The sequence below is a fragment of the Nocardia araoensis NBRC 100135 genome, assembly GCF_000308435.1.
Lineage (GTDB): Bacteria > Actinomycetota > Actinomycetes > Mycobacteriales > Mycobacteriaceae > Nocardia > Nocardia araoensis.
On sequence record NZ_BAFR01000218.1, the window covers coordinates 12,960 to 36,656 of the forward strand.

A 23,697-nucleotide genomic window follows, 5' to 3' on the forward strand; every position below is an offset into this window, starting at 1 on the left:
CTCGATAGTTGCCGCCAACTCGCCATAACTGCAGGCAGAGCGGCGATTACGGAGAGATTCTGGCTCCGGCGATGCCCTTCGCTCGATAACGCAGCGGGTATCTCATCGTGAGATATAAGCTCGGCGCAATGGAGACCAAGTACGGGGGAATCGAGGTCCCTGCGGCGGTTTGGCACAAGCCCGAAGTGGGCGCGCTCTTGCGGCGACGCGATGTGTCGGCGCTACTCCGCTCAGTTCAGCGGTACACCGGAGCGAGCCAAGCACGCATCGCAGCGGCGGTAGGGCTGGGCCAAGGCCGAGTCAACGAGATCATCAACAGCAGAAGAACTGTCACACGCTTCGACGTGTTCGAGCGGATCGCGGATGGCATCTTGATGCCGGACCACGCGCGCGTCTTGTTCGGCCTCGCTCCACGTCACGCGCATACACTCACCGGCCACGCCGAGATCGCGCAAGCATTCACCGTCCAGTCGGAGGCCGATGCCGAACTGCGCCGACAAGCGGTGAGCGCAGATCGAATCGACCTGTTGGCTGTACGCGGTCTGGGGCTGCTCGCGCTGAACGAGTCTTTGCTGCGTGGCCCACTGCTGCAACGGACCGAAAGCGTCGCTGTTCGAGCTCTGCTCTTGGATCCGAATTCGAAGGCCACAGGTATCCGCGCAGCAGAAATCGGCGAATCGAGACAGTCTTTCGCTGCGGGCATCGAGCTCGCCCTGGCACGGATATCCGAGTTTCACGGGCATCCCTTTGTCGAACTGCAAGTCGCTGTCTACGACTCGCTGCCGACCTGGCGGATGCTGGTTTTCGACCAGACTTTGTATCTGTCTGCTTTCGGCGCGTCCGCCGAGGGACATCGCTCAGGGATGTACAAGCTCACGGCGGCCACCAACGGAGTCCTGCATGCCGGATTCCTACGGCAGTTCGAGCAGATGTGGCTCCAAGCCCGGACGATCGAGGGAGGATCGGTCACATGATCGAGGCGGAACTCAAGGCTCGAGTCCGTGACGTCGAGTCGGTGAAAGCTGCACTGGCGGCGCGGAGCGCAGGTCAGCGCTCGAAATATCAGGACACCTACTATGACCTGGCGGACGACCGATTGTCTTCCGAGGGCCGTGAACTGCGGTTGCGGACAATCACTACGGACAATGGTCGGCGATCCCTGCTGACCTACAAGGAACCCACGATCGACACGGCCAGTGGATCGAAGCCGGAATACGAGACCGAGGTGGGCGACCCTTCGGTGATCGACTCCTTGCTACGCGGTCTCGATCTGAAAGTCCTGGTCGGCTTCGAAAAGCATTGCATCAATTATAGATTCGTGTCTGAAGGACGCGAGCTGCTGGCCACGCTGGTGACCGTCCCCGAACTGGACGGCACGTTCATCGAGCTGGAGACCATCGTGCCCGAATCGGAGCTGGCGGAAGCGATGGAGGTCGTACGGACCACGCTCCGACAGCTCGGCATCGCGGACGGCGATCTCACCACCGAGCAGTACACGGATGCCGTGCTCGCTACGCGGAAGGCGTCGGGGCTGCCTTGATGAACCAGTTGATGATTTCCTCGCCCGCGAGGATGCCGGTGGCTCTGGTGACGGTGAGGTTGGGGTGGGTCCAGTTGAGTTGTTCGAGTTCGCCGTGGCGGGGGCGGATGGCGGAGTCCGCCGCGCGCAGCATTTCGGCGTCGAGGGCGCCGTCGCCTGCCGCGAGAGTTCGGGCGTCGTCGGCGAGTTCGCCGCTTTCCCAGAGACGCTTGCGCACCTCGTCCACCGCGCGGCTCTTGCAGACGGCCTGCGGCATGGTGTAGATCTTGCGGCCCTGCTGGGACGCGGACCAGCCGCGCGGACGGCACCAGTCGTCCCACTCCGCCAAGAACCCCTCGGGAACGTCCTTGGGCTTCACCACCAGGTAGCAGAACAGATGATCGGCCACGCGGAACTTGGTGACCCACGAGTCATCGATGCGGGTGTGCAGTTCCTTGCTCACCTCGGACAGGGTGGCGCCCCCCGCGCGAACCTGGGCGTCGATGCCGATGCGCCAGCTCAGATCGGGCACGCCGTCGACCAGGATGTTCCCGCCGTTGCTGGTGATCGCGTAGCGCCACGGCGCTCCGGGCAGGCGGATGCGGTCGAACTGTTTGATGGTGCGGGTGGTGGTGGGAACGACGGCGGCGGGTTCGGTCAGGGTCTGCATCCGCAGCGCCGCGGTGGTGGTCATGAACGACAGCGGCGCCCCTTCCAGATGCTCCACGCAGACCGTCGGCACGTCGGCGGTGGTGCTGAAGGCGTTACGCGAGTAGATCATCGTCCGGTCCAGGTCGGTCGCGATCAGCGCACGTCTTCGGTGGGTCGGCGCGGATAGGTTCACTGCTGCACGTCCTTGATCAGTCCCATGCACGAATATGCCAGGTCGGCGACGACTTCGACGGGAACACCCCTGGCCGCGGCGAGCATCCGGATGTGCGCGTGCTCCGGCGCGTCGGGCTCCCGCACCAGCACCCGCCACGGGACGCGCCGCAGCAGCACCCGCGTGGTCTCGCCGACACCCGGCTTCACGAAGTTCACGCTGGTGATGCCGTATCGCTCCCGCACCTGCTCCACCGACGCCCAACCGGTCCAGGTGGGCGTCCGGTCGCTCGCGCGGATGGCGGCCACCTCGGCGGGCACCCGATCGCGGACCGCGGCGAAGGCGCCGCTCACGGTGTCCAGCAGACGCCCGGACACATCGTCACCGGCCAGTTCGCGGTAGAACTTGGCGCCGTGGAAATCGCCGGGCCCGATCAGCGTGTCGTTCAGGACCGTGCGTGAAACCAAGCCGGAGACAGTCGAATTCAAGCAGGCCGACGCGATCAGGAAGTCGTCGCGGGTGCCGTAGGTGCGCACGCAGTGCCCCGGATCGGCCAGCACCGCCAATTCGTCGTCGAACCGCGGACCGCCGGCCGCGCGATAGGCGTCCAGCGCTTCGGTCAGCTCACGGGTGATCGCGCCTTTGCCGGTCCATCCGTCCAGGAAGACGACCGAGGACGGATCGTGATGCTCGGCCAGGTAGTCCAGCGCCACCGCGTCGATCCCGCGATCCCGCACGATCGACACCGCGTAGTGCGGCACCTCCAGGCCGGGGCGCCGCGCAAGCAGCCAACGGCGCATCAGAATGCCGACCGGCGTGCCCGCACGCGCCAGCGACACCAGGACGATGTCCTCGCCGCGTTCGGCGACGACCAGCTCCGACACGGTGGCCACGGCCAGCGCGAGCCGCTCGGCGCTGGCCGCGAGCACCTCGTCGAACAGCGCGCGGTACGACGCGTCGGGCTGATACTCGATCGGCAGCGACTCCGCGTAGTGCGCTTTCCCGGCCTGGATGCGCCGTTCGCGCTCGGCGATGTCGGCCTCCAGGTCGACTTCCGACAGGTCCTTCAGCAGCCAGGAGACCTCGTCGGCCGCGTAGGAGCCGAACTCCGGTCCGTGCAGCGGCATGGGTAGCGCGCCCACCCTGGTACTCGTCATACCCGGCTCCCGTTCGACTCCGCGCGTTCGGCGTGCAGCCGCCGCGGGTCCGCCTCCGGCAGCACCGCGAGCAGCACGTCGGCCCCGGAAGCGGTCAGCACATCGATCAGCCCGTGCGCGGCGGTCAACTCCACCGTGTCGGCGGGCGAGTCGACCACGACGACGAGCACCGGATCGGCGGCCGGGCCGTCGCCCTCCCCGCCGCTGTCGACACCGTCGTCGGTGATCGTCACGGCGGCAGCGCGGCGCGCCGGATCGGCGACCAGCCCCGCCAGGTCGGCCTCGAACAGGTCCAGCGAGGTCGCGGGCCACTGCGCGTTGTACAGGTAACGCGGCGCGGTATCCCCCGGCTCGGGCGCGACGAACCGGAACCCCCGCCGCAACGGGTACCCCGGCTCGTCGAGCACGTACGCGGGCGATCGCGTGGTGGTCTGGTAACGCGTGGGCGTTCCCGACTCGGCGAGCAGCGCCGCCAACCGCAGGGGCAGGTACATCAACTCCTCGTGCCCCAGCACGATGACGGGCCGACCCGGGAAATCCGCATCGAGCCGAGCGGTGAGCACCCGGCCCGCGTCCAGCAGCGCGGCCTCGAAGGCCTCGGTATCGGAGGCGAGGATGCCGTGCCTGCCGCCCTCCGGCACGGCGCTCGGCCAGGGGAGTTCGACGCGCCCGAACGAACCGCTGTGCCCCGCGGTCGGGTTCAGCCGCGGTTCGGGAAGGGCGCCGACCGCGTCCACCAGCCCGTCGGGCAGCGACGCGCGGCCGGTGGCCAGACACACCGTGTCGATGCGTGCCCCGAGTTCGGCTGCGGTGGCGTCGAATTCGGCCCGGTCGGCATCGGTGCGCAGATCGACCAGCGACGCGAGCACATAGTGCGCGCGCGGCGCGAAGGCGTGCAGCGCCCGCACCGCGTCGATCGCGGTGGCGCCGGTGGAGATCTCGTCGTCCACCAGCACCAGCGGCAGATCGTTGACGAAGATGTCGGCAGGCGCCGGTTGCAGCAGGTGCGAGGTGGCGTGCGAGTGACCCTCCTCGAATCCGGCGAGCGTCGGCGCGTGCGGCACCGCGCGCCGAGTCGAATGCAGGTAGCAACTCGCACCGATTCGCGCCGCCACGCAGTGGCCGAGACCGGTTGCCGTTTCGGCGAAACCGAGCACGACAGCTTCGCGCTCACCGAGTACCGCGCGGACCAGATCGCCCAGGTGATCGCCCGCGCCGAGCACCACCCGCGGATCGGTCGGCAGGTGCTTGCCGAGCACGGTGGAGACCAGCAGGTGCGCCCTGCGCCGATTGTTGTGACGCACCCCCGGCTGCACCAGGGTCGTGATGGGCAGCCGCGCCGTGCGCAGCCGGTCCCGATCGCGCACCGCATCGTGATGTAGTCCGATACCGAGAACTCTTGTTGCCCAGGGTGTTTCGTTGTCGCCGAGATCGGTCGCGCTCCGGCTCATACGGTGACCAACGCCGTCAGCAGATCCACGAACGACACTCCCTTGTTCGCCACCCCGAACACCCGCGCGCGCAACAGAGTCTGCCGCGCCCAGCTGCGATGCGGCCGCATCTCGTTCATCTTGTTCCGGTAGCCGGAGGCCGCCACGCCGCCGACGTCGTCGCGCAGGATGTCCAGCGCGTCCGAGTACTCCTCGTGCGTCACCACCGACAGCGCGTGCACGGCCGCGACGTGGGACGGATGGATCACGGTCTTGCCCTGGATGCCGTTGGCCCGATCCAGCGTGATCTCCCGCAGCAAGCCGTCCAGATCACGGCTGACCAGGTACTGGCGGAACGGCACCGCGTCGGATTCCTCGAACGGCGCGGTCCGCAGCAATGGCCGGAACATCCGTTCGTGATCGGCGAAGTATTCCCACACCGGCCCCGTGATGACGAAACCGGTTCCGTCCGCGCGCCCCAGGTAGTTCACGATGTCGGCGATGACGTCGGCGACCACGCGTACGTCATAGATGGTCAGGTCGCGGTCGCGCCGGATGCCGAAGGTCGAGCACATGTCGGTCGCGCCGACCCGCACCGCCAGCACCCGGTCCCGGTGCGCGGCCAGCAGCGCCGCGATCTGGGTGAGCTCGTAATCGCGGGTCTCCCGGTGCACCAAACCCGGCGACTCCAGCACCGGCATCCCGTACAGCGGCCGGTCCACCCGCTGGGCCGCCACGTTCAGCGCGTTGAGGTATTTCGGGCCGGTCACGCTGTCGAACTTGGGGAACACGAACCCGGTCAGCACCTTCGCGCCCGGCCCGAGTTGCTCGACGATCTCGGTGATCGTGTCCGCGTCGCGCACCCGCACGAACAGCAGCGGATTCGCGTCGTGGCTGCCCGCCAGCAGATCCAGCGTGGCGACGGTCTGTCGCTTGGCGTATTCCACCTCGTGATCGGCCACGGCGTCCTCGAGGTCGATCACCATCGAACACACGCCGCGCCCGGCCCGCCTGCCGATCGTCAACGCGAGATCGGGCCTGGTCGCGGGCGCGTACAGCGTCGCGCCGAGACCGATCGCGAGTAATTCGCGGTCGGTGTTGTCGTCGCCGAACGGTTCGGGCTGCCGGTGGAAAAGACGCCTCGCCTCTGGGCCGTGCAACTGCCGGAAGTGGCGCAGCGGCATTCGCTTCCGCAGGGAAACCTCCTGCTGGACGGCGATGCCTGCGGTCATCGTTGCCCCATCCTCATTCTCGTCGTGGTCCTGCTTGTTTTCTCATTCGATCCACTACCCCGGCTATGAATTCGGTGACGGCATCCAGTTCCGTCACATAGGCCCAGTAGTCGGGGTGGCGCCCCGACAGTGTTTCGCTGATTCGGTCGATTCGTGCCGCTTGCGCGTCGAGCACCGAGCCCCATTCGGCGACGAGCCCGCGGCTCACCGCGAGCATCTGCGCGTCCCGCAGCCGGAATCGTACGGCCTTGGCCTGTTCTTGCGGGTCGGACCGAATCGCACGCAGCAGGGCGAGCCGCTTGGTGACGGCGTCGACTCGCTGCTCGGCCTCGGTGAGGAACCCGCGCGCGGATGTGGTCAGATCAAGTGCAAACTCCGGATTGTTCTCTGCCGCCGCCGCACGCGCCCTGCCCAGGGCCGCGTCCGCGGCCTCGATGGCTCGCTGACTTTCCCGCTCATTGTTAGCCAGATCGGCCGAACTCGCAGCATTGAACTCGCGCAGCAGCGCCGAGAACGCCTGTGGAACGCCTTCGGCCCTGGTCCGGGCGGCGGCAATGCGGGTTGTCACCGACGATATCGCGGTGTTCGCCGCCGCGGCCCGAGATGGCGCTTGCGCCAAAGCTTCCGCAAGCTCCTTGGTGGCCGCCTGCAGGCGGTTCGCGGCTTCCCGCACAGCGCCCGAGGCCGCGCCCGAACCCGCCGCCTCCAGTGTGACCAGCGCCTCATCGACCGCCGCCGCGTGCCTGCGCACCGAGGGATAGTCCGCGAACTCCGATTCGGCCGCCCGGCCGCGCACACCGGCCGCGTCGACCTTCACCTGCTGAACCAACCGCGGCACCGCGCCGAGTACGGCCACCGCCTCTTCCAGCTTGCTCTGGTCGCCGCGATAGAACTCGTCGACCGCGCGCGCCGCGTCGGTCAGTTGCCGCACCGCGGCGTCGACGCGTTCCCGACCCTGCGGCACCTGCGGGCCGCCCTGCTGCGCGGCCTCGAGTTCCTCGCTCAGCGTCAGATAGACTTCCGCGGCGCCATAGCACCTGTGCCGCACCGGTTCCCAGCGCGCGCCCGTGCGTCGTTCCGGAAAGATCTGATCGGCGGCGTCCACCGCCGCCTCGGCCGCGCTCTGGCGCCGGTCCATGTCGAGGAACGCCGTCGCCAGCGTCGCGCGGGCATGTTCGATCCACTCGTCGTTTCCCGACGAACGGAACCATCCACGCATCCGGCCTGCCACGCCCCGATGGTAGGAGATCTTCCTGTTCGCCGGGGGTTACGCGGGTTCCTACGCAAGTTCGCGGAAACCTACTACTGTCGATGGCGTCCCCGGCGATTCGGACATGCTGGGAACCAATGACGGACTATTGAAAGGGAATCCCGCATGGGTGTCAGTTTGTCCAAGGGCGGCAATGTCTCGCTGACCAAGGCGGCGCCTAACCTCACTGCTGTCTCGGTCGGCCTGGGGTGGGATGTGCGGACCACCACCGGCACCGACTTCGACCTCGACGCCAGCGCGATCGCGACGGGCGCGGACAAGAAGGTCCTGTCCGACCAGCACTTCGTCTTCTTCAACAACCTGCGTTCCCCCGAGGGCTCGATCGAGCACGCGGGCGACAACCGGACCGGCGAGGGTGAGGGCGACGACGAGGTCATCAACGTCGACCTGGCGAACACCCCGCCCACGATCGAGAGCATCTTCTTCCCGGTCTCGATCTACGACGCCGACTCCCGTTCGCAGTCCTTCGGCCAGGTCCGCAACGCCTACATCCGCGTCGTGGACCGCAGCAACGGCGAGGAGCTGGCGCGCTACGACCTCACCGAGGACGCCTCGACCGAGACCGCCATGGTCTTCGGCGAGCTGTACCGCAACGGCGCGGAGTGGAAGTTCCGCGCGATCGGCCAGGGCTACGCCTCCGGCCTGGCGGGCATCGCCCGTGACTACGGCGTGAACGTCTAAGGAGCACTTCGCTGCTCACAGGGGGCCCGGCGACGGGCCCCCTCGTCGTGCGACCAGGCATGCCGGCGCCCTGGGAGCAACGTTGGACAACCGGCGATCCAGCAGCCACGCTGGTAGCAACCGTCGCCGCCTCGTTTTTCACTCACGAAAGGTCCCAGCGTGGTCCTGCGCATATTCGGCATGTCCCTCGTCGTCACGGTGGTCTCGCTCGTCGTCGCGGTCGTGTACGGCGGACCGACCGCCCTCGCGCTCGCCGCGATCCTCGGCATCCTCGAGGTGTCGCTCTCGTTCGACAACGCCGTGATCAACGCCACCGTCCTGGAACGGATGAGCGCGTTCTGGCAGCGGATCTTCCTCACCGTCGGCGTGCTGATCGCCGTGTTCGGCATGCGGCTGGTCTTCCCGCTGGCGATCGTGTGGATCACCGCGGGGCTGGACCCGGTGCGGGCCTTCGACCTGGCTCTCAACCCGCCCCCGGACGGCGCCCTGACCTTCCCCGACGGCAGCCCCAGCTACGAGAAATTGCTCACCGACGCGCATCCGCAGATCGCGGCGTTCGGCGGCATGTTCCTGGCCCTGCTGTTCCTCAACTTCATCTTCGAGGAACGCGAGATCACCTGGCTGAGCTGGCTGGAGCGGCCGCTGGCCAAGGCGGGCAAGCTGGACATGCTCTCCGTCGTGGTCGCGGGCACGGGCCTGATCCTCACCGCGGAGTTCATCGCCGACGAGGCGGACCGATCGACCGTGCTGGTCGCGGGTCTGCTCGGCATGATCACTTACATCGCGGTGGACGGGCTCGGCTCCATGTTCCACACCGAGGAGCAGAGCGAAGGGCCGTCGGAGCTGGTCAAGGCCACCGGTAAGGCGGGCTTCTTCCTGTTCCTCTACCTGGAGGTGCTCGACGCGTCGTTCTCCTTCGACGGCGTGATCGGCGCGTTCGCCATCACCTCCGACCCGATCATCATCGCGCTCGGCCTCGGCCTGATCGGCGCCATGTTCGTCCGGTCGATCACGGTGTACCTGGTCCGCAAGGGCACGCTGTCGGAATACGTCTACCTGGAGCACGGCGCGCACTGGGCGATCGGCGCGCTCGCGGCGATCCTGCTGGTCTCCATCGGCGTGCACATCAACGAGGTCGTCACCGGCCTGGTCGGCGTCGCGTTCATCGGCGCGGCGTTCGTCACCAGCATCGTCCGCAACGGCCGAGCGGACGAAGAGGAACTGGACAGCGAACGGGAACCGACGCCGGTAGGCTGATTCCCGGCAAGCAGCCGAAGACCCGTTGCGGCAGCGGCCCCATCCCGAGGGATGGCCGCTGCCGTTCTCGTTTGCACGGAGGGGGGATCGCGCCATGGCGATCAACGACAACCCCGGCGGCGTCAACCTGTCCAGGGTGACCCTGTCGAAGGCGACACCGAGCATCAATCTGACCAAGCCGGGTGAGCAGCAGGGCACCATGCGGGTCAACCTGAACTGGTCGAGCGGACCCAGGGGATTCTTCCGCCGCTCCAAGCCCATCGATCTGGACCTCGGCTGCCTCTACGAACTGTCCAATGGCGCCAAGGGTGTCGTGCAGGCGATCGGCAACAACTTCGGCACGCTGGAGGCCGAGCCCTACATCCGGCTCGACGGCGACGATCGCAGCGGTTCGGCCGCCGCTGGCGAGAACTTGCACATCGACCTCGCCCGGCCCGAGTTGTTCCGGCGCATCCTGATCTTCGCGTTCATCTACGAGGGCGTACCGAACTGGGCCGCCGCCGACGGCGTGGTGACGCTCTACCCCACAGCCGGTCCGCAGATCGAGGTGCGCCTCGATTCTCCGGTGGACGGCGCTCGTTCCTGCGCCATCGCCCTGTTGCAGAACCAGGGCGCCGGGATCACCGTGCACCGGGAAGTGCACTACGTCAACGGCGCCCAGCGCGAACTCGACCAGGCATACCAGTGGGGCATGCAGTGGCAGGCCGGGCGCAAGTAGGTCAACGCGGCACGGGCACCGGCTCTCGCGCGACGCCCGCCGACGACGTCGTCGGCTTGCGAGCCGCGAACACCAAGCCCACCAGGCCGATGGCCAGGCCCGCGACCGTCAACGGCCGCAACGGCTGATCGATCAGCAGCCAGGCCAGGATCGCGGTCACGGCGGGGGTCGCGAAGAACAACTTGCCGACCCTGGTCGCGTCCCATCGGCGCAGCATGGCGTTGAGCAGCAGGAACGCGGCCATGGAGTTCACCAGCACCATCCAGACGAGCGACCCGGCGAACCGGCCCGCGTCCGACACGTGCACTTGGCCCGACAGCCAGGTCAGCGCCCCGGCGATCGGCGCGCTGACCGCCACGTGCAGCGCCGTGGCGGCCCTCGGATCGACGGCGGGCGTGAACCGCTTCTGATACACGGTGCCGATGCTCAGCCCGAGAAGTCCCGCCACGCACAGCAGCAGTCCGACCAGGGAGAAGTGGGATTGGTCGAACACGGCGAGCGCTACTCCGACGCCGCCGATGCCGAAGCCGAACCACTGCCGCATCGTGACGACTTCGCCGATCAGTCCGGCGCACAACGCGATGACCACCGGATTCAAGCCCTGCACCAGCGCGATCACCGCCGCCGAGACATGTTCTGCCATCGCCGTGTAGAACGCGCCGAACTGGACCATCTGCATGAGCAACCCGGCGACGAGCACGTGACGCAGTCGGCCGCCCCGCGGCCAGGTGACCCGCGCGATCAGAGCGTAGGCCGTGAGCAGCACTCCCGCGACAGCGAAGCGCACGAACAGCACCAATAGCGGCGGCGCGGCGCCGACCCCGATCACACCGGCGATGAACGCACTGCTCCACAACACGACGAACAGCGGCTGCGCGGCCACCATCGCGAATCGGCTCTGCACGGGACCCTCCTCGACTAACCACCTTGGGTGGTTATCACGGTGGCATCCAGCCCACTAACCTGTCAAGGCGGTTACCATGAGCTGGTGTTCACCTTCGTGAGCGGCAACCTCGCCTTGGATTTCGCCGGCACCGTCAAGGCGCGCTCGACCACGTTCGAAGACGTCCTCACCAGCCCCGCGATCCTGGACGACTGGATCGTCGCCGCCGGCCTGCTCGAGAGCCCCCCGTCCAGCGACGCGGACACCCTCGAGCGGGCGGTGCGCCTGCGCGAGGCGGCCTACCGCATGGCACTGGCCACCGCCAGCGGAAAAGCCTTCGACGACGACGACCGAGTGACGGTCAACGAGTTCGCCGGGGGCACCCCGCCCTCGATCAGCCTGCGCGGCGACGGTATGGTCGTCCGCTCCGGCGACGCCGACGCGGTCTTGACCGCCATCGCTCGATCCGCGATCGAACTGATCGGCGGCGGGGCGCTCGTCAAAGAATGCGGGCGCGCCGCATGCACGCGGCTCTACGTGGACACTTCCCGCGGCGGATCACGCCGTTGGTGCGACATGACCCTGTGCGGCAACCGCGCCAAAAACGCCGCCTTCCGGGCCCGGCACGGTGGGTCCTAAACGGCCGGGACCAGCTTGCGGGGGTCGGATTGCGACACACGCGGCGGCATCGAACGACTTCCGCGCGGCGCCGCCCACAGGAATACGAAGAAGAACACGATCAGCAGGCTCGCGCGCCCCCACACACCGAATTGGACGATGCGCTCCATCAGCTCGACCGAGGTACCGGTACCCATCGAGTAGAAGTACCGGAACACCCCGATCCCGATCGCCGCGTCGGCGACGAGATAGCTACCGATCAGCCACCAGGGGATCTCGAGCAGAACCAGGAACGGCACCAGCCAAAGGGTGTACTGCGGGGAATGCACCTTGTGGAACAACAGGAATCCACACAGCATCGCACCGCTCACACCGACCCATGGGAACACGCCGGTCGTCGCATAGCGCCGCCAGCCGAGCCACATGGCCAGCGCGAATGCCGCGAGCACCAGCAAGGGGGAGGCGACCGAGACCGCCTGCTGGAACGCCGCCTCGCTGCGCGCGTCGGCGCCGAACAGCGGCCGAAGTCCCCAGTACCAGATCGAATTCGTGGTGATATCGGCCTGCCGCAATTGCTGGAAGGTGATGGACGCGCGCCAGCCCTCGTAGCCCACCACCGCGAACGGCAGGTTCACCACGACCACGGTGGCGATCGCCGCGGCCGCGGTGAGCAGAGCGCCACGGACATCCGGTCTGCGATCGCCGCCTTCCGCGTCGCGCTCGCCACCGCCGGTCAGCACGTACGCCAGCAAGGGCAACACGAAGATTCCCGGATAGAGCTTGAGGCAGAACCCGAGCCCGAGCAGCACCGCGGCCAGGATGCCCCTGGTACGCAGGGAGTAGCGGGTGAGCGCCGCCATCACATAGACGGCCGCCACCGCCGTGCACACCACCGGAAGCTCCCAGTTGTGGAAGGCGTAGAGCACCAGCGGCGGTCCGGCCGCCCACAGCAAGGCCGCGCGCCCGGCCAAGCGGGCCAGCATCCACGCGGTCAGCAGCGCGAAGGGCGCCAGCAGCAGCGCCGAGTACCGCAGGAAATCGGCGTCGTTGTGCGCGCCGACCGCGCCGAGCCACATCAGCACGCCGCTGAGCACCGGATATTCCACCGCGCCCCCGACCAACGCCCCGTCGTCGGTGATGCCCCCCGTCACATAGGGAAAGACGTGCTCGTTGATGTCCCTGCCGAGCCAGAGGAATTGGATGTCCGAATAGCAGACGTCGGAATCCTTGATCACATCGAAGACCGTGCTGCGCCCGTCCCGGTCGAACGGCGCACCCGCGCAGCGCGCCTTGTTCGCGTACGCCAGCGCGAGCACGACACCGCAGAGCAGTACCACCACCACGGCGAACGCCGCACGGCGTCGCACGCCACCCGCGGGCAGGTCGCTGGCGACGAGTCCGGTCGACATGGATCCACCCTAAGCGGACGGTCCTGGCCGTGCCGCCATTCCCCTTCCTACCGATGCGAACGCCGAGCGCGCCGGGGCGGCTCGTCGGGGCGATTTCAGTGCTCAGACGCCGCTCATGTAGCCTGTTCGGGTTGCTGACGCAACGACCCTCCTGCCACGGACCGTCCGTGGCCGTTTCCTAGTCCACAGGAGGTGATTGGTCCGTGCGTCATTACGAAGTGATGGTCATCCTCGATCCGAGCCTGGACGAGCGCACTGTTGGTCCGTCGCTGGACAACCTGCTCAGTGTCGTTCGCACCGAGGGCGGCAAGATCGACAAGGTCGACATCTGGGGCCGTCGCCGGCTCGCCTACGAGATCGCCAAGCACGCCGAGGGCATCTACGCCGTGGTCGATCTGACCGCCGAGCCCGCCACCGTGAGCGAGCTCGACCGCCAGCTCGGCCTGAACGAGTCGGTGCTGCGCACCAAGGTTCTGCGCCACGACAAGTAGTCCGGCAACCCTCGTTTGCGTCGGAGCCTGTGCCTAGGCTCTAGCGCAACAGCGAGACGCGGACTGCACACCGAGCAGGAGGAACCACATGGCAGGCGACACGGTCATCACCGTCATCGGAAATCTGACGGCCGACCCGGAGCTTCGATTCACACCGGCGGGACAGGCGGTGGCGAATTTCACCGTCGCGTCGACTCCCCGTGTGTTCGACCGTAATTCGAACGAATGGAAAGACGGCGAAGCGCTGTTCCTGCGCTGCAATATCTGGCGCGAGGCCGCGGAGAATGTCGCCGAAAGCCTGACCAGGGGTTCCCGTGTCATCGTGAGCGGACGGCTCAAGCAGCGCTCCTACGAAACCCGCGAGGGTGAGAAGCGCACGGTCGTCGAGCTCGAGGTCGACGAGGTCGGTCCCTCGCTGCGCTACGCCACTGCGAAGGTCAACAAGACCAGCCGCGGCAGCGGTGGCGGCGGCTTCGGGTCCGGGTCCGGCGGCGGTGGCGGCTACGCCTCCTCCGGTGGTGGCGGTGGGCGTTCCGGCGGTGCCGAGGACGACCCGTGGGGCAGTGCGCCCGCGGCAGGCTCCTTCGGGGGCAACAGCCGCATGGATGACGAACCGCCGTTCTGAGAACGGCCACAACGGCCCGCACGAATTCGGGCCATCACTGATTACGGAGTACAAGACCATGCCTAAAGCGCCCGCGCGCGAAAAGGTGCTGAAGAAGAAGGCTTGCTCGTTCTGCAAGGAGAGCAAGACCGGAACCGTCACGATCGATTACAAGGACACGGCGTTGCTGCGCAAGTACGTCAGCGACCGCGGCAAGATCCGCGCCCGCCGCGTCACCGGCAACTGCGTGCAGCACCAGCGCGATATCGCGGTTGCGGTCAAGAACTCGCGTGAGGTCGCGCTGCTGCCTTACGTGTCGACGGCTCGCTGAGAAAGGGAGGCACGCCAATGAAGTTGATTCTTACCGCTGATGTGGACAACCTCGGTGCTCCCGGCGACACCGTTGAGGTCAAGGACGGATACGGCCGCAACTACCTGCTGCCGCGCGGCCTGGCGATCGTGGCCAGCCGTGGCGCGCAGAAGCAGGTCGAGGGCATTCGCCGGGCGCAGGAAGCCCGCCGGGTCCGCGACCTGGACCACGCCAACGAGCTGAAGCAGGCCATCGAGGGCCTGGAGTCGGTCTCGCTGGCGGTGAAGACCGCGGGCACCGGCAAGCTGTTCGGCTCGGTGACCCAGTCGGACGTCGCGGCGGCCGTCAAGGCGGCGGGTGGCCCCGTCGTCGACAAGCGCAGCATCGAGCTGCCGAAGGCGCACATCAAGACGACCGGCAAGCACGCGATCGTGGTGCATCTGCACCCGGACGTGGCGGCGAAGTTCGACCTCACGGTCACCGCCGCCTGATTCCAGGCACTGCGTCGAGGACCACTCCCGTCTGTTCACGGGAGTGGTCCTCGGTCGTGCCCTGTTGCCGCGCGCCTCTTAGTAACTAATTATTTGCTGAATGATGCAAAGTGTCATTCGGGACAATCTGGGCGCCGGAGCACACCCACTGACGCCTTGTTTATCCAGCCTGTGGATTACTGATCGAACCGACCGTCCACAATGTGATTCAGGTCATACGTAGCTCATGTGCTGTTAACCCAACACGCCCGGCTGTTCAACTTGGCCGACACGCCGGTACTTCATTAATCCACACCTGGAAGAACGCGGAAGTCCATGTCTATCTGCGTATTCGACCTTGTCGACCTGGGTTTTCCCCAAGTTGTACACAGGGGGTGCACACGGTTGGGTGAACTCTCCCCAAGTTATCCACAGTTGTGTGCACAGCGCGGTTTGGTGCATACACAGCGGGTCGCCTAGGTTCGTCGCATCGCTGCGCGCGGACCGCTCCCGAGCGCGCGCACGGACCGGTGCCGCAGCGGTAGCTGGAGCCCTGGTCAACGGCTTTCACGAAGGTGTCGGTGCCCGGGAGTAAAACGAGTCGACAGGGTGCATCCCGGTCGTGGGGTAGAGAGGACGGTCGAGTCTGGTGACAACCACCGATGACCGCGGGCACACGGACTTCCCGCCCGAACCTCCCGGCGAAGACTTCGGCCGCCAGCCTCCGCACGATATGGCGGCCGAGCAATCGGTGCTCGGCGGCATGCTGTTGAGCAAGGACGCCATCGCCGACGTCGTCGAGGTAATTCGGCCCGGCGATTTCTACCGCCCCGCCCACCAGGCCATCTACGACACCATCCTGGACCTCTACGGGCGCGGCGAACCCGCCGACCCGGTGACCGTCGCCGCGGGCCTGGACCGCCGCGGCGAGCTCAAGCGCATCGGCGGCGCCCCCTATCTGGTCACGCTCACCCAGACCGTGCCGACCGCGGCCAACGCCGGCTATTACGCCGAAATCGTCGCCGAGAAGGCCATTTTGCGCCGCTTGGTCGAGGCGGGCACCCGCATCGTCCAGTACGGCTACGCGGGCGCCGACGGCCAGGACGTCGCCGAGGTCGTCGACCGCGCCCAAGCCGAGGTCTACGAGGTCACCGAACGCCGCACCAGCGAAGACTTCCTCCCCCTCGAAGAATTGCTCCAGCCGACGATGGACGAGATCGACTCCATCGCCAGCCGCGGCGGCATATCCCTCGGCGTCCCCACCGGTTTCACCGAACTCGACGAGATCACCAATGGTCTGCACCCGGGTCAGATGATCATCGTCGCCGCCAGGCCCGGTGTGGGTAAGGCGCTGGCCCTGGACACTCCGCTTCCGACACCCACTGGATGGACCACCATGGGTGATGTCCAGGTCGGGGACGAATTGCTGGACGCGGAAGGTCGTCCGACCCGCGTCGTAGCGGCGACCGAAGTTCTGCTCGGACGTCCCTGCTACGAAGTGGAGTTCTCCGACGGCTCCGTGCTCGTCGCGGATGAACAACATCAATGGCTCACGGAAACGAGGGCGTCTCGCCGGTCGAACCGGGCAGCTGCCGAGGTGCGCACGACCGCCGAGATCGCGAGAACGCTGCGGTGCGACACCGCAGATCGCAGACTGAACCACTCGGTCGTCAACACCGATCCGCTACAGCTGCCTGAGCGCGCCTTGACCGTGCCGCCCTACACGCTGGGTGCTTGGCTGGGCGACGGGACTTCCGCCGCCGCGCAGCTCACCTGCGCCGATCCGGAGATCATCGCGCGCATCGAAGCGGAGGGGATCGTTGCCGTGCCGTCGCGTTCGGCTCGACTGCGTTATCAGCTGCGTTTGCCTGCCGACGAGCCGATCACCGCACGCCAGTGCGTCGTGTGTGGGAAGGAATTCGTTCCTTTCACCAGCGAGGTCCGCACCTGCGGGCGGTCTTGCGGCGGAAAGGCACGGTTCCATTCGGCTCCCGTGCCTCCGCCTCGCTGCCCGAATTGTGGCGAGCGTTCGATCGGTCTGCGCCTGTGCCAGGAATGCCGGAACACGGTCGGGAGCGTACAGGCGCGTCTTCGAACGCTCGGTGTCCTCGGTGACAAGCACATTCCCATCGACTACTTGCGGGCATCCGAATGGCAGCGCCGTTCCCTCCTTGCGGGTTTGCTGGATACCGACGGCACCGTGACCGGCGGCGGCTCCGTACAGTTTTGCGCTACGAACGCCAGGCTCGTCCGCGACGTACATGAACTGATCGTCAGCCTCGGTTACCGATGCCAGCTCTCGACCAAACGAGTCGCGGGCCGTTCCGAAGAATCGTCCACCGCGTATACCCTGACGTTCGCCACCGACGACGAGGTGTTCGGCCTGTACCGGAAGGCCGTACTGCAGAAGGAGCGGCGCGCGAGCCGCAGCAGCGTGCGATCGAACTCGCGATTCATCGTCGACGTTCGCCGGATCGACAGCGTGCCGGTGCGCTGCGTCGAAGTGGATAACGCTGACCACTTGTACCTGGCCGGACGCTCGATGATCCCTACGCACAATTCCACCCTGGGAATGGATTTCATGCGCAGTTGCTCGATCAAGCATGGCTTGGCGAGCGTCATCTTCTCGTTGGAGATGAGTCGCACCGAGATCGTCATGCGGTTGTTGTCGGCGGAGGCGAAGATCAAGCTCGGCGATATGCGGTCCGGGCGGATGAGCGACGACGACTGGACCAAGCTGGCCCGGCGGATGAGTGAGATCAGCGAGGCGCCGCTGTTCGTGGACGATTCGCCCAACCTGACGATGATGGAGATCCGCGCCAAAGCGCGGCGTCTCAAGCAGCGCCACGATTTGAAACTCGTGGTCGTGGATTACCTCCAGCTGATGACGTCCGGCAAAAAGGTGGAATCCCGTCAGCAGGAAGTCTCGGACTTCTCCCGTAATTTGAAACTGCTGGCCAAAGAACTCGAAGTGCCGGTGGTGGCGATCAGCCAGCTCAACCGCGGTCCCGAACAGCGAACCGACAAGCGTCCCATGGTGTCCGATCTCCGCGAATCGGGCTGCATGCCTGCCGGCACCCGTATCCTCCGCGCCGATACCGGCGACGAAACCACGCTCGGCGACTTGCTGTCGAGTGGGGAGCAGCCGTTGGTGTGGTCGCTCGATGAACGGATGCGGATGGTTGCGCGGCCGATGGTGAAGGTGTTTCCCAGCGGGCGCAAAGAAGTGTTCCGTCTGCGCCTGGCATCCGGCCGCGAAGTGGAAGCGACGGGGAACCATCCTTTCTTGACCTTGGATGGCTGGATTCCACTCGACAAGCTGACGGTCGGCGACCGGCTCGCCACTCCTCGTCGGGTACCGGAACCGGTGCACACGTCGCGGATGCCCGATGCCGAGGTGATCCTGCTCGCCCATATGATCGGCGATGGCTCGTGCGTGAAGCGGCAGCCGCTGCGCTATGCCAGCGTCGATGAGGAGAATCTGGCGGCGGTCACCGAAGCGGCGACGCATTTCGGCGTCACCGTCGCTCGTGACGACTATGCGGCAGCGAGGGTCACCACGCTTCGGCTGCGCGCTCCGAACCGACTTACGCACGGCAAACGCAATCCGATTGCCGCGTGGCTGGATGAACTCGGCTTGTTCGGTCTGCGCAGCTATGAGAAGTTCGTACCCAAGCGCGTCTTCGCGCTTCCCAATGATCAGATCGCGTTGTTCCTGCATCATCTCTGGGCAACGGATGGCTCTGTGCGCTGGGATGTGAAGGGACGTCAGGCGAGGATCTACTACGCGTCCACGAGCCGCCGCCTGATCGATGATGTAGTCCAACTACTGCTTCGCCTGGGTGTGCACGGCCGTATCAAGAGAGTTTCGAAGGCGGGCTACCGCGATTGCTGGCATCTCACCATCGACGGCGCGGAAAATCAGACCATCTTCCTGCGTGACATCGGAGTGCACGGCGCGCGTGGGCAGTCCGCGCGGACGGCCCTGGCCGAGTTGGAGCCGATTGCACGCAACACCAACGTAGACACGGTCCCTCGCGAGGTCTGGTCGAAGGTTCGCACTCTCCTTTCCGCCAAAAGCATGACCCACCGCGAATTCTCGGCGGCGATGGGCTCCCGTTTCTGCGGTTCGGCGATGTGGAGGCATTCGACCAGTCGATCCCGGCTGGCGCGGGTGGCAGCTGTGCTGGAAGACGCGGAGATCGAAATGTTCGCCACCAACGATGTCTTCTGGGATACGATCGTCGAAATTGCGAGCGTTGGTGAGCAGGACGTCTACGACGGCACCGTGCCGGGCACGCACAATTTCGTCGCGCAGGGCATTTCCGCTCACAATTCTCTCGAGCAGGATGCGGATATGGTCATCCTGCTGCATCGTCCCGATGCTTTCGAGCGCGACGACCCGCGCGGCGGTGAGGCCGATCTGATTCTCGGCAAACACCGTAACGGCCCCACCGCGACGATCACCGTTGCCCACCAATTGCATTTGTCGCGGTTCGTGGACATGGCGCGCGGCTGAGTCCGGGAAGTAGGGCGGGCCGTGTCGGGATCGTCCGGCACGGCCCGCAGCGGGCGCGGCGTCACGCGGTAGGGGCGTACTCGGCTGTGGTGATGTGGCGGCGACGGGACGGGAGCATCGCTGTCGGGTGCGAGATACTCCAGGCCGCGCTCTTGCAGATGAACTCCTTGACTCGCGCCGCCGCCTGACCGGTGAGAGCGGAGGGCTTGGGCTGATCGTCGGGGGTGACCCACTGCACGATGGCGTCGCGGCGGCCCAGGCTGATGCACTGGGCGGTGTAGCCGATCGAATTGCGGGGGAGCTTACGGCCGGTCAGCCGTGCGGCGATGGCGTCGGCGGCCTGGTAGGCCGTAGGGACTCCCGAGGCGCAGGACATGCGCAGCGGATCGCCGTTCGCCCCAGGGGCGAACGCGGCGTCGCCGACGGCGTAGACGTCGGGGTGTGAGACCGACCGCATCGTCTCGTCGACGACGATCTGCCCGGTCGCCGACACTTGCAGGGTAGTGGCCGCTGCGATCGGGTGCACGGCGAAACCGGCTGTCCATATGGTCATTTGGGCCGGGATCGTGCGGTCGTCGGCGGTGACCGCGCCGGCCGGCTGGACGCGGGTGATCTCGGTGTTCTCGTACACACTGATGCCGAGCCGGTCGAAGGCCTTGCGCAGGTGCTGTTGTGCCTTGTCGCCGAGCCAGTCGCCGAGGCCGCCGCGAGCAACGAGGGCGACCTGGAGATCCGGCCGGGCTTCGGCGATCTCGGTGGCGGCTTCGATGCTGGTGAGGCCACCGCCGACGATCAGTACGGTCGCACCCGCGCCCAGGCTCGCCAGTCGCTCGCGCACCCGCAGCGCGGACTGCTTGCTCGCGATGTCGTAGGCGTGCTCGCCCACACCGGGCACACCCTGGTCGGCGGCTGCGCTGCCGAGGGCGTACACGAGAGTGTCGTAGGCGATCTCGCGAGAACCGTCGGCGGCGACGATCTCGACCGTCTTGCGGTCGGCGTCGACCGCGGTCACCCGCGCCAGCCGCACCCGCACGCCCGTGTCCGCGAAGACGTCGGTCAGCACGCGGCTCTTCAGTTCCTGACCTGCCGCAAGCTGGTGCATGCGGACCCGCTCGACGAATTCCGGATCGGCGTTGACGAGGGTGATCTCGACATCGTGGGGGTGCAGCCGCTTGGCGAGGCGACCGGCGGCGTTGGCTCCGGCGTATCCGGCGCCGAGAACGACGATGCGGTGGGTCATAGTCTCACTCCTGTCTGGGTGGTGTTCGCTTCCTGAACCGGACAGCGGCGCGAAACCTGACAGGAGTGGACTGTGATCTAGCTCACCAGCCTTCGAAGAGTGGCTCAGCGTGCTCGGATGCGGCCCAGTGGCGCGTGGCGCGCTCGAGCTTGCTCGGGTTGGCCTGGGTGTGAACCGCCGCGATGCCGTCGGTGGTCACCTCCAGGGTGATGACGCCGACGACCCGATCGCCGACCACGATCACCAGTGCGGGCACGCCGTTGACCACCGCGGCGAACAGGTCGGCACGACCGCCGATCATCGCCCACTTCTCCGCAGTGGGTTCGAACAGGCGGCGCAGGAATCTCGCGACCCGCAGCGCGCCCGTGATCGGCTCCGGCAGCGAGAAGACCACGCCGCCACCGTCACCCGCGCTGATCGTATCGTCGGTCAGCATCCGCACCAGCGAATCGGTGTTGCCGCTGAGCGCGGCGGCGAGGAACTCTTCGACGATCTTGCGGGCGGCGGCCTCATCGACTTCCACGCGGGTCCGGTCGCTGGCCATATGCTGTTTCGCGCGCCGGTAGATCTGAGCGCAGTTGGATTCGGTGAGATCCAGCATTTCGGCGATCTCGCCGTGTGGGTAGCCGAATGCCTCGCGTAGCACGTACACGACGCGTTCCTTGGCCGAGAGCCGTTCCATCAGGGTGAGCATCGCGATCGACACCGATTCGCGCTGCTCGACGGTGTCGGCCGGGCCGGACATACGGTCCCCGGCGAAGATCGGCTCGGGCAGCCACTGGCCCACATACGCCACGCGCCGCACCCGTGCCGATGTGAGCTGGTTGAGGCAGATGTTGGTGAGCACCTTCGTCAGCCACGCTTCGGGCGTCTCGACGAATTCGTGATCGGCGGCGTGCCAGCGCAGGAACGTATCCTGGACCGCGTCCTCGGCATCGCTCGCCGAGCCGAGCAGACGGTACGCGATCGCCTCCAATCGCGCCCTGGAGTTCTCGAAAAGCTCAACCTCACGCACACCGGCCGACATGGCTCGAAGTTAGCCGCTGTCGGCCACTGCCGCGAACCCGTTATGCCGCCGCCCGTACGGCGCGCACCAGTATGTGTCGCACGTCACAGCAAGGGATTGTCATCCCATGTGGCGCCGACCAAGCGAACTTTATGACCGAACCGGACTCCACCGAAGTCGGTGGCAGTGGCCGACATCACTGGCCGGCCCTCTGACGCGCGGTGCGGGGCGAGGAGACGCTTCCTGGTTCGAACCCTTCCATTCGGCATCAAGTAACGCTCCGGGGTCCTACCGCGACGTCCTCGGTGACGTATGGCCCGTCGGGGGGCTTGTCCGTCCACTTTGTCGGTGTATGGAATGGAAATCAGGACATGGCTCTTCGCGAGTTCTTCGCGCGGCATCGTATCGCTTCGGCGGTCGCCGCTCCGGCGGTTCTAGGCGTGGCGGCGATCGTCGCCACCTCGTTGGCGCTGACGTCGACGCCGGAAACCAGGGATACGCAGCTCACGACGTCGGTCACGGAATGCCGCGACATGGTCACCATCTCGGTGGCCGGTCGCAACGACACTCCGGTGGAGGGGACCACCAGGATGCTGGTGGACGCCAATGGCAACCCACTGCCCGCCGCGCTGTCGGGTGACCACAGCAGTGAGTGGGTCGATCCGGTCGTCAACGCACCGGCCGATGACGTCGATCCGGACGCGTACGCCGCGGTCTACATCGCCTATCCGGCGAATATGTCCACGTACGAGGACGCCGTCAACGCCGGTGTCGCGAACACCGAACGGGTGATGCGGGAGATCGCCCAGGCCTGCCCCGACACCAAGTTCTCGATCGTCGGCTACAGCGAGGGCGCCGACGTCGTTCGCCGCGTCGCGATGCAGATCGGCCATCAGGAACCCGGCCAGGACGGCGCGTACGGGATCGTGGATCCGGACGACGTCGTCGGTGTCGTCATCCTGGCCGACGCGGGCCGCTCGGCGGGCGACGGGCCGTTCCCCGGATCGAAGGATCCGTTCAGCAACCCGGACGGCTTCGACCAGCAATATCAGAGCGGCGCGAACCCGGTTCCCGGGCAGGGCGCGGTGCGCGGCACCAGCGGTGACTTCGGCGCGCTGAACGGCAAGATCGCGTCGTTCTGCTCCGACGGCGATCTCACCTGCGCGGCGCCGCAGAACATCTCCTTGCTGCAGTTGGTCGTCAATGTCGGCAGGCAGCTGAACGTCGACGCGCTCGAGCGCGACGGGCTCACCCCCGCGACCGGGCAGGACGTCGCTGTGGTCCTCGGCCGGATCGCGATGGCGGCGTTCGCGGACATCCAGTCGCAGCCGAACTGGATGCGGAGCGACGAGACCTTCCTGCAGGTACTGCTGCGGGTGTCGGATCCGGCGTACAAGCCGGGTGAGAAGAACGCGCCCGCGCAGGCGGACTCGATTTCCACGAACGACATGTCCCCGCTGGCCTACCTGCCGCAGAAGGTGCTCAACGAGATCGTCGGGCTCATCGTGACGAACCAGAACACGATTCCGGTCGTCCTGAGCGACCCGTACAACCTCACCCTCGGGCCCAACCACACCGGTCACCACTTCGACTACTGGGACGACGCCGACCCCGCCGCGGGCAAGCCGATGACCTCGGCGGAGTACGCGGCCGCCTGGCTCACCCATCTGGCGAAGCAGGCGCAGGCCGGTAAGCAGGTCGACCCCTCGTCCAAGCCGCAGGAGGCGGACCTGGCCGCCGTGTACAAGGCGGTGGAGACCAGCTCGGCGGCTCCGACGACCGAACCCGCCAAGGGTTCGACCACGTCGCCGCAGCCGACCAGCGCCGCTCCCACGACGACCGGCACCACGAACCGGCCGACGACGGCGGCGCCGACCTCGAGCACCACCGCGGCGCCGGTGGCCACCACGCCGCCCGCTCCGTCCGCGGTCGCGGCGCCGGTCGAGACGACCAAGCCGACCACCACCGAATCGACCACCACCCCCTCGACCACGACGACGACGTCCGCGGCGCCGACCACCACCGCGACCGCGAAAGCGTCGAACTGACCGACCCGCAGG

21 protein-coding genes are annotated in these 23,697 nt (G+C 66.8%); 12 read left to right on the forward strand and 9 right to left on the reverse strand.

Features of this window, described 5'->3' with window-relative positions; all coding sequences use genetic code 11:
* Window positions 1-128: 128 nt before the first annotated feature.
* Together ON21_RS29270 and ON21_RS29275 are read left to right on the forward strand one after the other, a co-directional pair.
* Window positions 129-974 (forward strand): hypothetical protein, encoded by an 846-nt coding sequence (locus ON21_RS29270; RefSeq protein WP_039803194.1) that lies wholly within the window; start codon window positions 129-131, stop codon window positions 972-974.
* Window positions 971-1,540 carry a class IV adenylate cyclase gene (locus tag ON21_RS29275; protein WP_039803196.1) on the forward strand — a complete coding sequence of 190 codons (570 nt, stop codon included), beginning with the start codon at window positions 971-973 and terminating at the stop codon, window positions 1,538-1,540. Before ON21_RS29270 ends, ON21_RS29275 begins: the two co-directional genes overlap by 4 nt.
* Here ON21_RS29275 and ON21_RS29280 read toward each other — a convergent pair.
* The 5 genes from ON21_RS29280 to ON21_RS29300 are packed head-to-tail and all read right to left on the reverse strand — an operon-like array spanning window position 1,512 to window position 7,392.
* A complete protein-coding gene (locus tag ON21_RS29280; protein ID WP_051021467.1) occupies window positions 1,512-2,300 on the reverse strand; it encodes an HAD family hydrolase in 789 nt (262 codons plus the stop codon). The genes ON21_RS29275 and ON21_RS29280 overlap by 29 nt on opposite strands.
* A gap of 59 nt (window positions 2,301-2,359) precedes the next feature.
* Window positions 2,360-3,499: a cysteine protease StiP family protein gene (locus tag ON21_RS29285; RefSeq protein ID WP_051021457.1), complete on the reverse strand. Its 1,140-nt coding sequence runs from the start codon at window positions 3,497-3,499 to the stop codon at window positions 2,360-2,362.
* Window positions 3,496-4,950 (reverse strand): phosphoribosyltransferase domain-containing protein, encoded by a 1,455-nt coding sequence (locus tag ON21_RS29290; protein ID WP_051021458.1) that lies wholly within the window; start codon window positions 4,948-4,950, stop codon window positions 3,496-3,498. The genes ON21_RS29285 and ON21_RS29290 overlap by 4 nt, the downstream gene beginning before the upstream one ends.
* Complete coding sequence (locus tag ON21_RS29295) at window positions 4,947-6,161, reverse strand: HpcH/HpaI aldolase/citrate lyase family protein (RefSeq protein WP_174372223.1); 1,215 nt, start codon at window positions 6,159-6,161, stop codon at window positions 4,947-4,949. The genes ON21_RS29290 and ON21_RS29295 overlap by 4 nt, the downstream gene beginning before the upstream one ends.
* Before the next feature lie 13 nt (window positions 6,162-6,174).
* A complete protein-coding gene (locus tag ON21_RS29300) occupies window positions 6,175-7,392 on the reverse strand; it encodes a hypothetical protein (protein ID WP_083880955.1) in 1,218 nt (405 codons plus the stop codon).
* Between the two features lie 144 nt (window positions 7,393-7,536).
* Here ON21_RS29300 and ON21_RS29305 point away from each other — a divergent pair, with 144 nt between their 5' ends.
* The 3 genes from ON21_RS29305 to ON21_RS29315 all read left to right on the forward strand — a co-directional run bounded on the left by ON21_RS29305 (window position 7,537) and on the right by ON21_RS29315 (window position 10,087).
* On the forward strand, window positions 7,537-8,112 hold the full coding sequence (locus ON21_RS29305) for a TerD family protein (protein WP_039803198.1): 576 nt from the start codon (window positions 7,537-7,539) through the stop codon (window positions 8,110-8,112).
* A gap of 159 nt (window positions 8,113-8,271) precedes the next feature.
* Complete coding sequence (locus ON21_RS29310; protein WP_039803200.1) at window positions 8,272-9,369, forward strand: DUF475 domain-containing protein; 1,098 nt, start codon at window positions 8,272-8,274, stop codon at window positions 9,367-9,369.
* Window positions 9,370-9,463: 94 nt separating this feature from the next.
* Entirely contained in the window at window positions 9,464-10,087 is a 624-nt protein-coding gene (locus tag ON21_RS29315) for a TerD family protein (protein ID WP_039803202.1), read from the forward strand.
* A 1-nt stretch (window position 10,088) separates the two neighbouring features.
* Here ON21_RS29315 and ON21_RS29320 read toward each other — a convergent pair whose 3' ends face one another.
* The gene (locus tag ON21_RS29320; RefSeq protein WP_245562781.1) at window positions 10,089-10,991 is read right to left on the reverse strand and encodes a DMT family transporter; all 903 of its coding nucleotides are present in this window, start codon (window positions 10,989-10,991) and stop codon (window positions 10,089-10,091) included.
* Window positions 10,992-11,075: 84 nt separating this feature from the next.
* Here ON21_RS29320 and ON21_RS29325 point away from each other — a divergent pair, with 84 nt between their 5' ends.
* Window positions 11,076-11,609 carry a CGNR zinc finger domain-containing protein gene (locus ON21_RS29325; RefSeq protein ID WP_051021459.1) on the forward strand — a complete coding sequence of 178 codons (534 nt, stop codon included), beginning with the start codon at window positions 11,076-11,078 and terminating at the stop codon, window positions 11,607-11,609.
* Here the strand turns inward: ON21_RS29325 and ON21_RS29330 are convergent.
* A complete protein-coding gene (locus ON21_RS29330) occupies window positions 11,606-12,997 on the reverse strand; it encodes a glycosyltransferase family protein (RefSeq protein ID WP_051021460.1) in 1,392 nt (463 codons plus the stop codon). The two genes, ON21_RS29325 and ON21_RS29330, sit on opposite strands and share 4 nt — an antisense overlap.
* A 203-nt stretch (window positions 12,998-13,200) precedes the next feature.
* Here ON21_RS29330 and rpsF point away from each other — a divergent pair, with 203 nt between their 5' ends.
* The 5 genes from rpsF to ON21_RS29355 all read left to right on the forward strand — a co-directional run bounded on the left by rpsF (window position 13,201) and on the right by ON21_RS29355 (window position 19,391).
* The gene (rpsF, locus tag ON21_RS29335) at window positions 13,201-13,488 is read left to right on the forward strand and encodes a 30S ribosomal protein S6 (protein ID WP_039803204.1); all 288 of its coding nucleotides are present in this window, start codon (window positions 13,201-13,203) and stop codon (window positions 13,486-13,488) included.
* 88 nt (window positions 13,489-13,576) lie between these two features.
* Window positions 13,577-14,113 (forward strand): single-stranded DNA-binding protein, encoded by a 537-nt coding sequence (locus ON21_RS29340; protein WP_039803206.1) that lies wholly within the window; start codon window positions 13,577-13,579, stop codon window positions 14,111-14,113.
* A 58-nt stretch (window positions 14,114-14,171) separates the two neighbouring features.
* Window positions 14,172-14,423 (forward strand): 30S ribosomal protein S18, encoded by a 252-nt coding sequence (gene rpsR / locus ON21_RS29345; protein ID WP_039803271.1) that lies wholly within the window; start codon window positions 14,172-14,174, stop codon window positions 14,421-14,423.
* Between the two features lie 17 nt (window positions 14,424-14,440).
* Entirely contained in the window at window positions 14,441-14,893 is a 453-nt protein-coding gene (gene rplI / locus ON21_RS29350) for a 50S ribosomal protein L9 (RefSeq protein ID WP_039803208.1), read from the forward strand.
* 628 nt (window positions 14,894-15,521) lie between these two features.
* Window positions 15,522-19,391 carry a replicative DNA helicase gene (locus ON21_RS29355; RefSeq protein ID WP_039803210.1) on the forward strand — a complete coding sequence of 1,290 codons (3,870 nt, stop codon included), beginning with the start codon at window positions 15,522-15,524 and terminating at the stop codon, window positions 19,389-19,391.
* A 61-nt stretch (window positions 19,392-19,452) separates the two neighbouring features.
* Here the strand turns inward: ON21_RS29355 and ON21_RS29360 are convergent, their stop codons facing one another.
* On the reverse strand, window positions 19,453-20,631 hold the full coding sequence (locus ON21_RS29360; protein ID WP_039803212.1) for an NAD(P)/FAD-dependent oxidoreductase: 1,179 nt from the start codon (window positions 20,629-20,631) through the stop codon (window positions 19,453-19,455).
* Between the two features lie 82 nt (window positions 20,632-20,713).
* Complete coding sequence (sigJ, locus tag ON21_RS29365) at window positions 20,714-21,658, reverse strand: RNA polymerase sigma factor SigJ (RefSeq protein ID WP_039803214.1); 945 nt, start codon at window positions 21,656-21,658, stop codon at window positions 20,714-20,716.
* A gap of 350 nt (window positions 21,659-22,008) precedes the next feature.
* On the opposite strand from sigJ, the gene ON21_RS29370 reads away from it, so the two are divergent.
* Window positions 22,009-23,685 carry a cutinase family protein gene (locus tag ON21_RS29370; protein ID WP_039803216.1) on the forward strand — a complete coding sequence of 559 codons (1,677 nt, stop codon included), beginning with the start codon at window positions 22,009-22,011 and terminating at the stop codon, window positions 23,683-23,685.
* The last annotated feature ends 12 nt before the right edge of the window (window positions 23,686-23,697 follow it).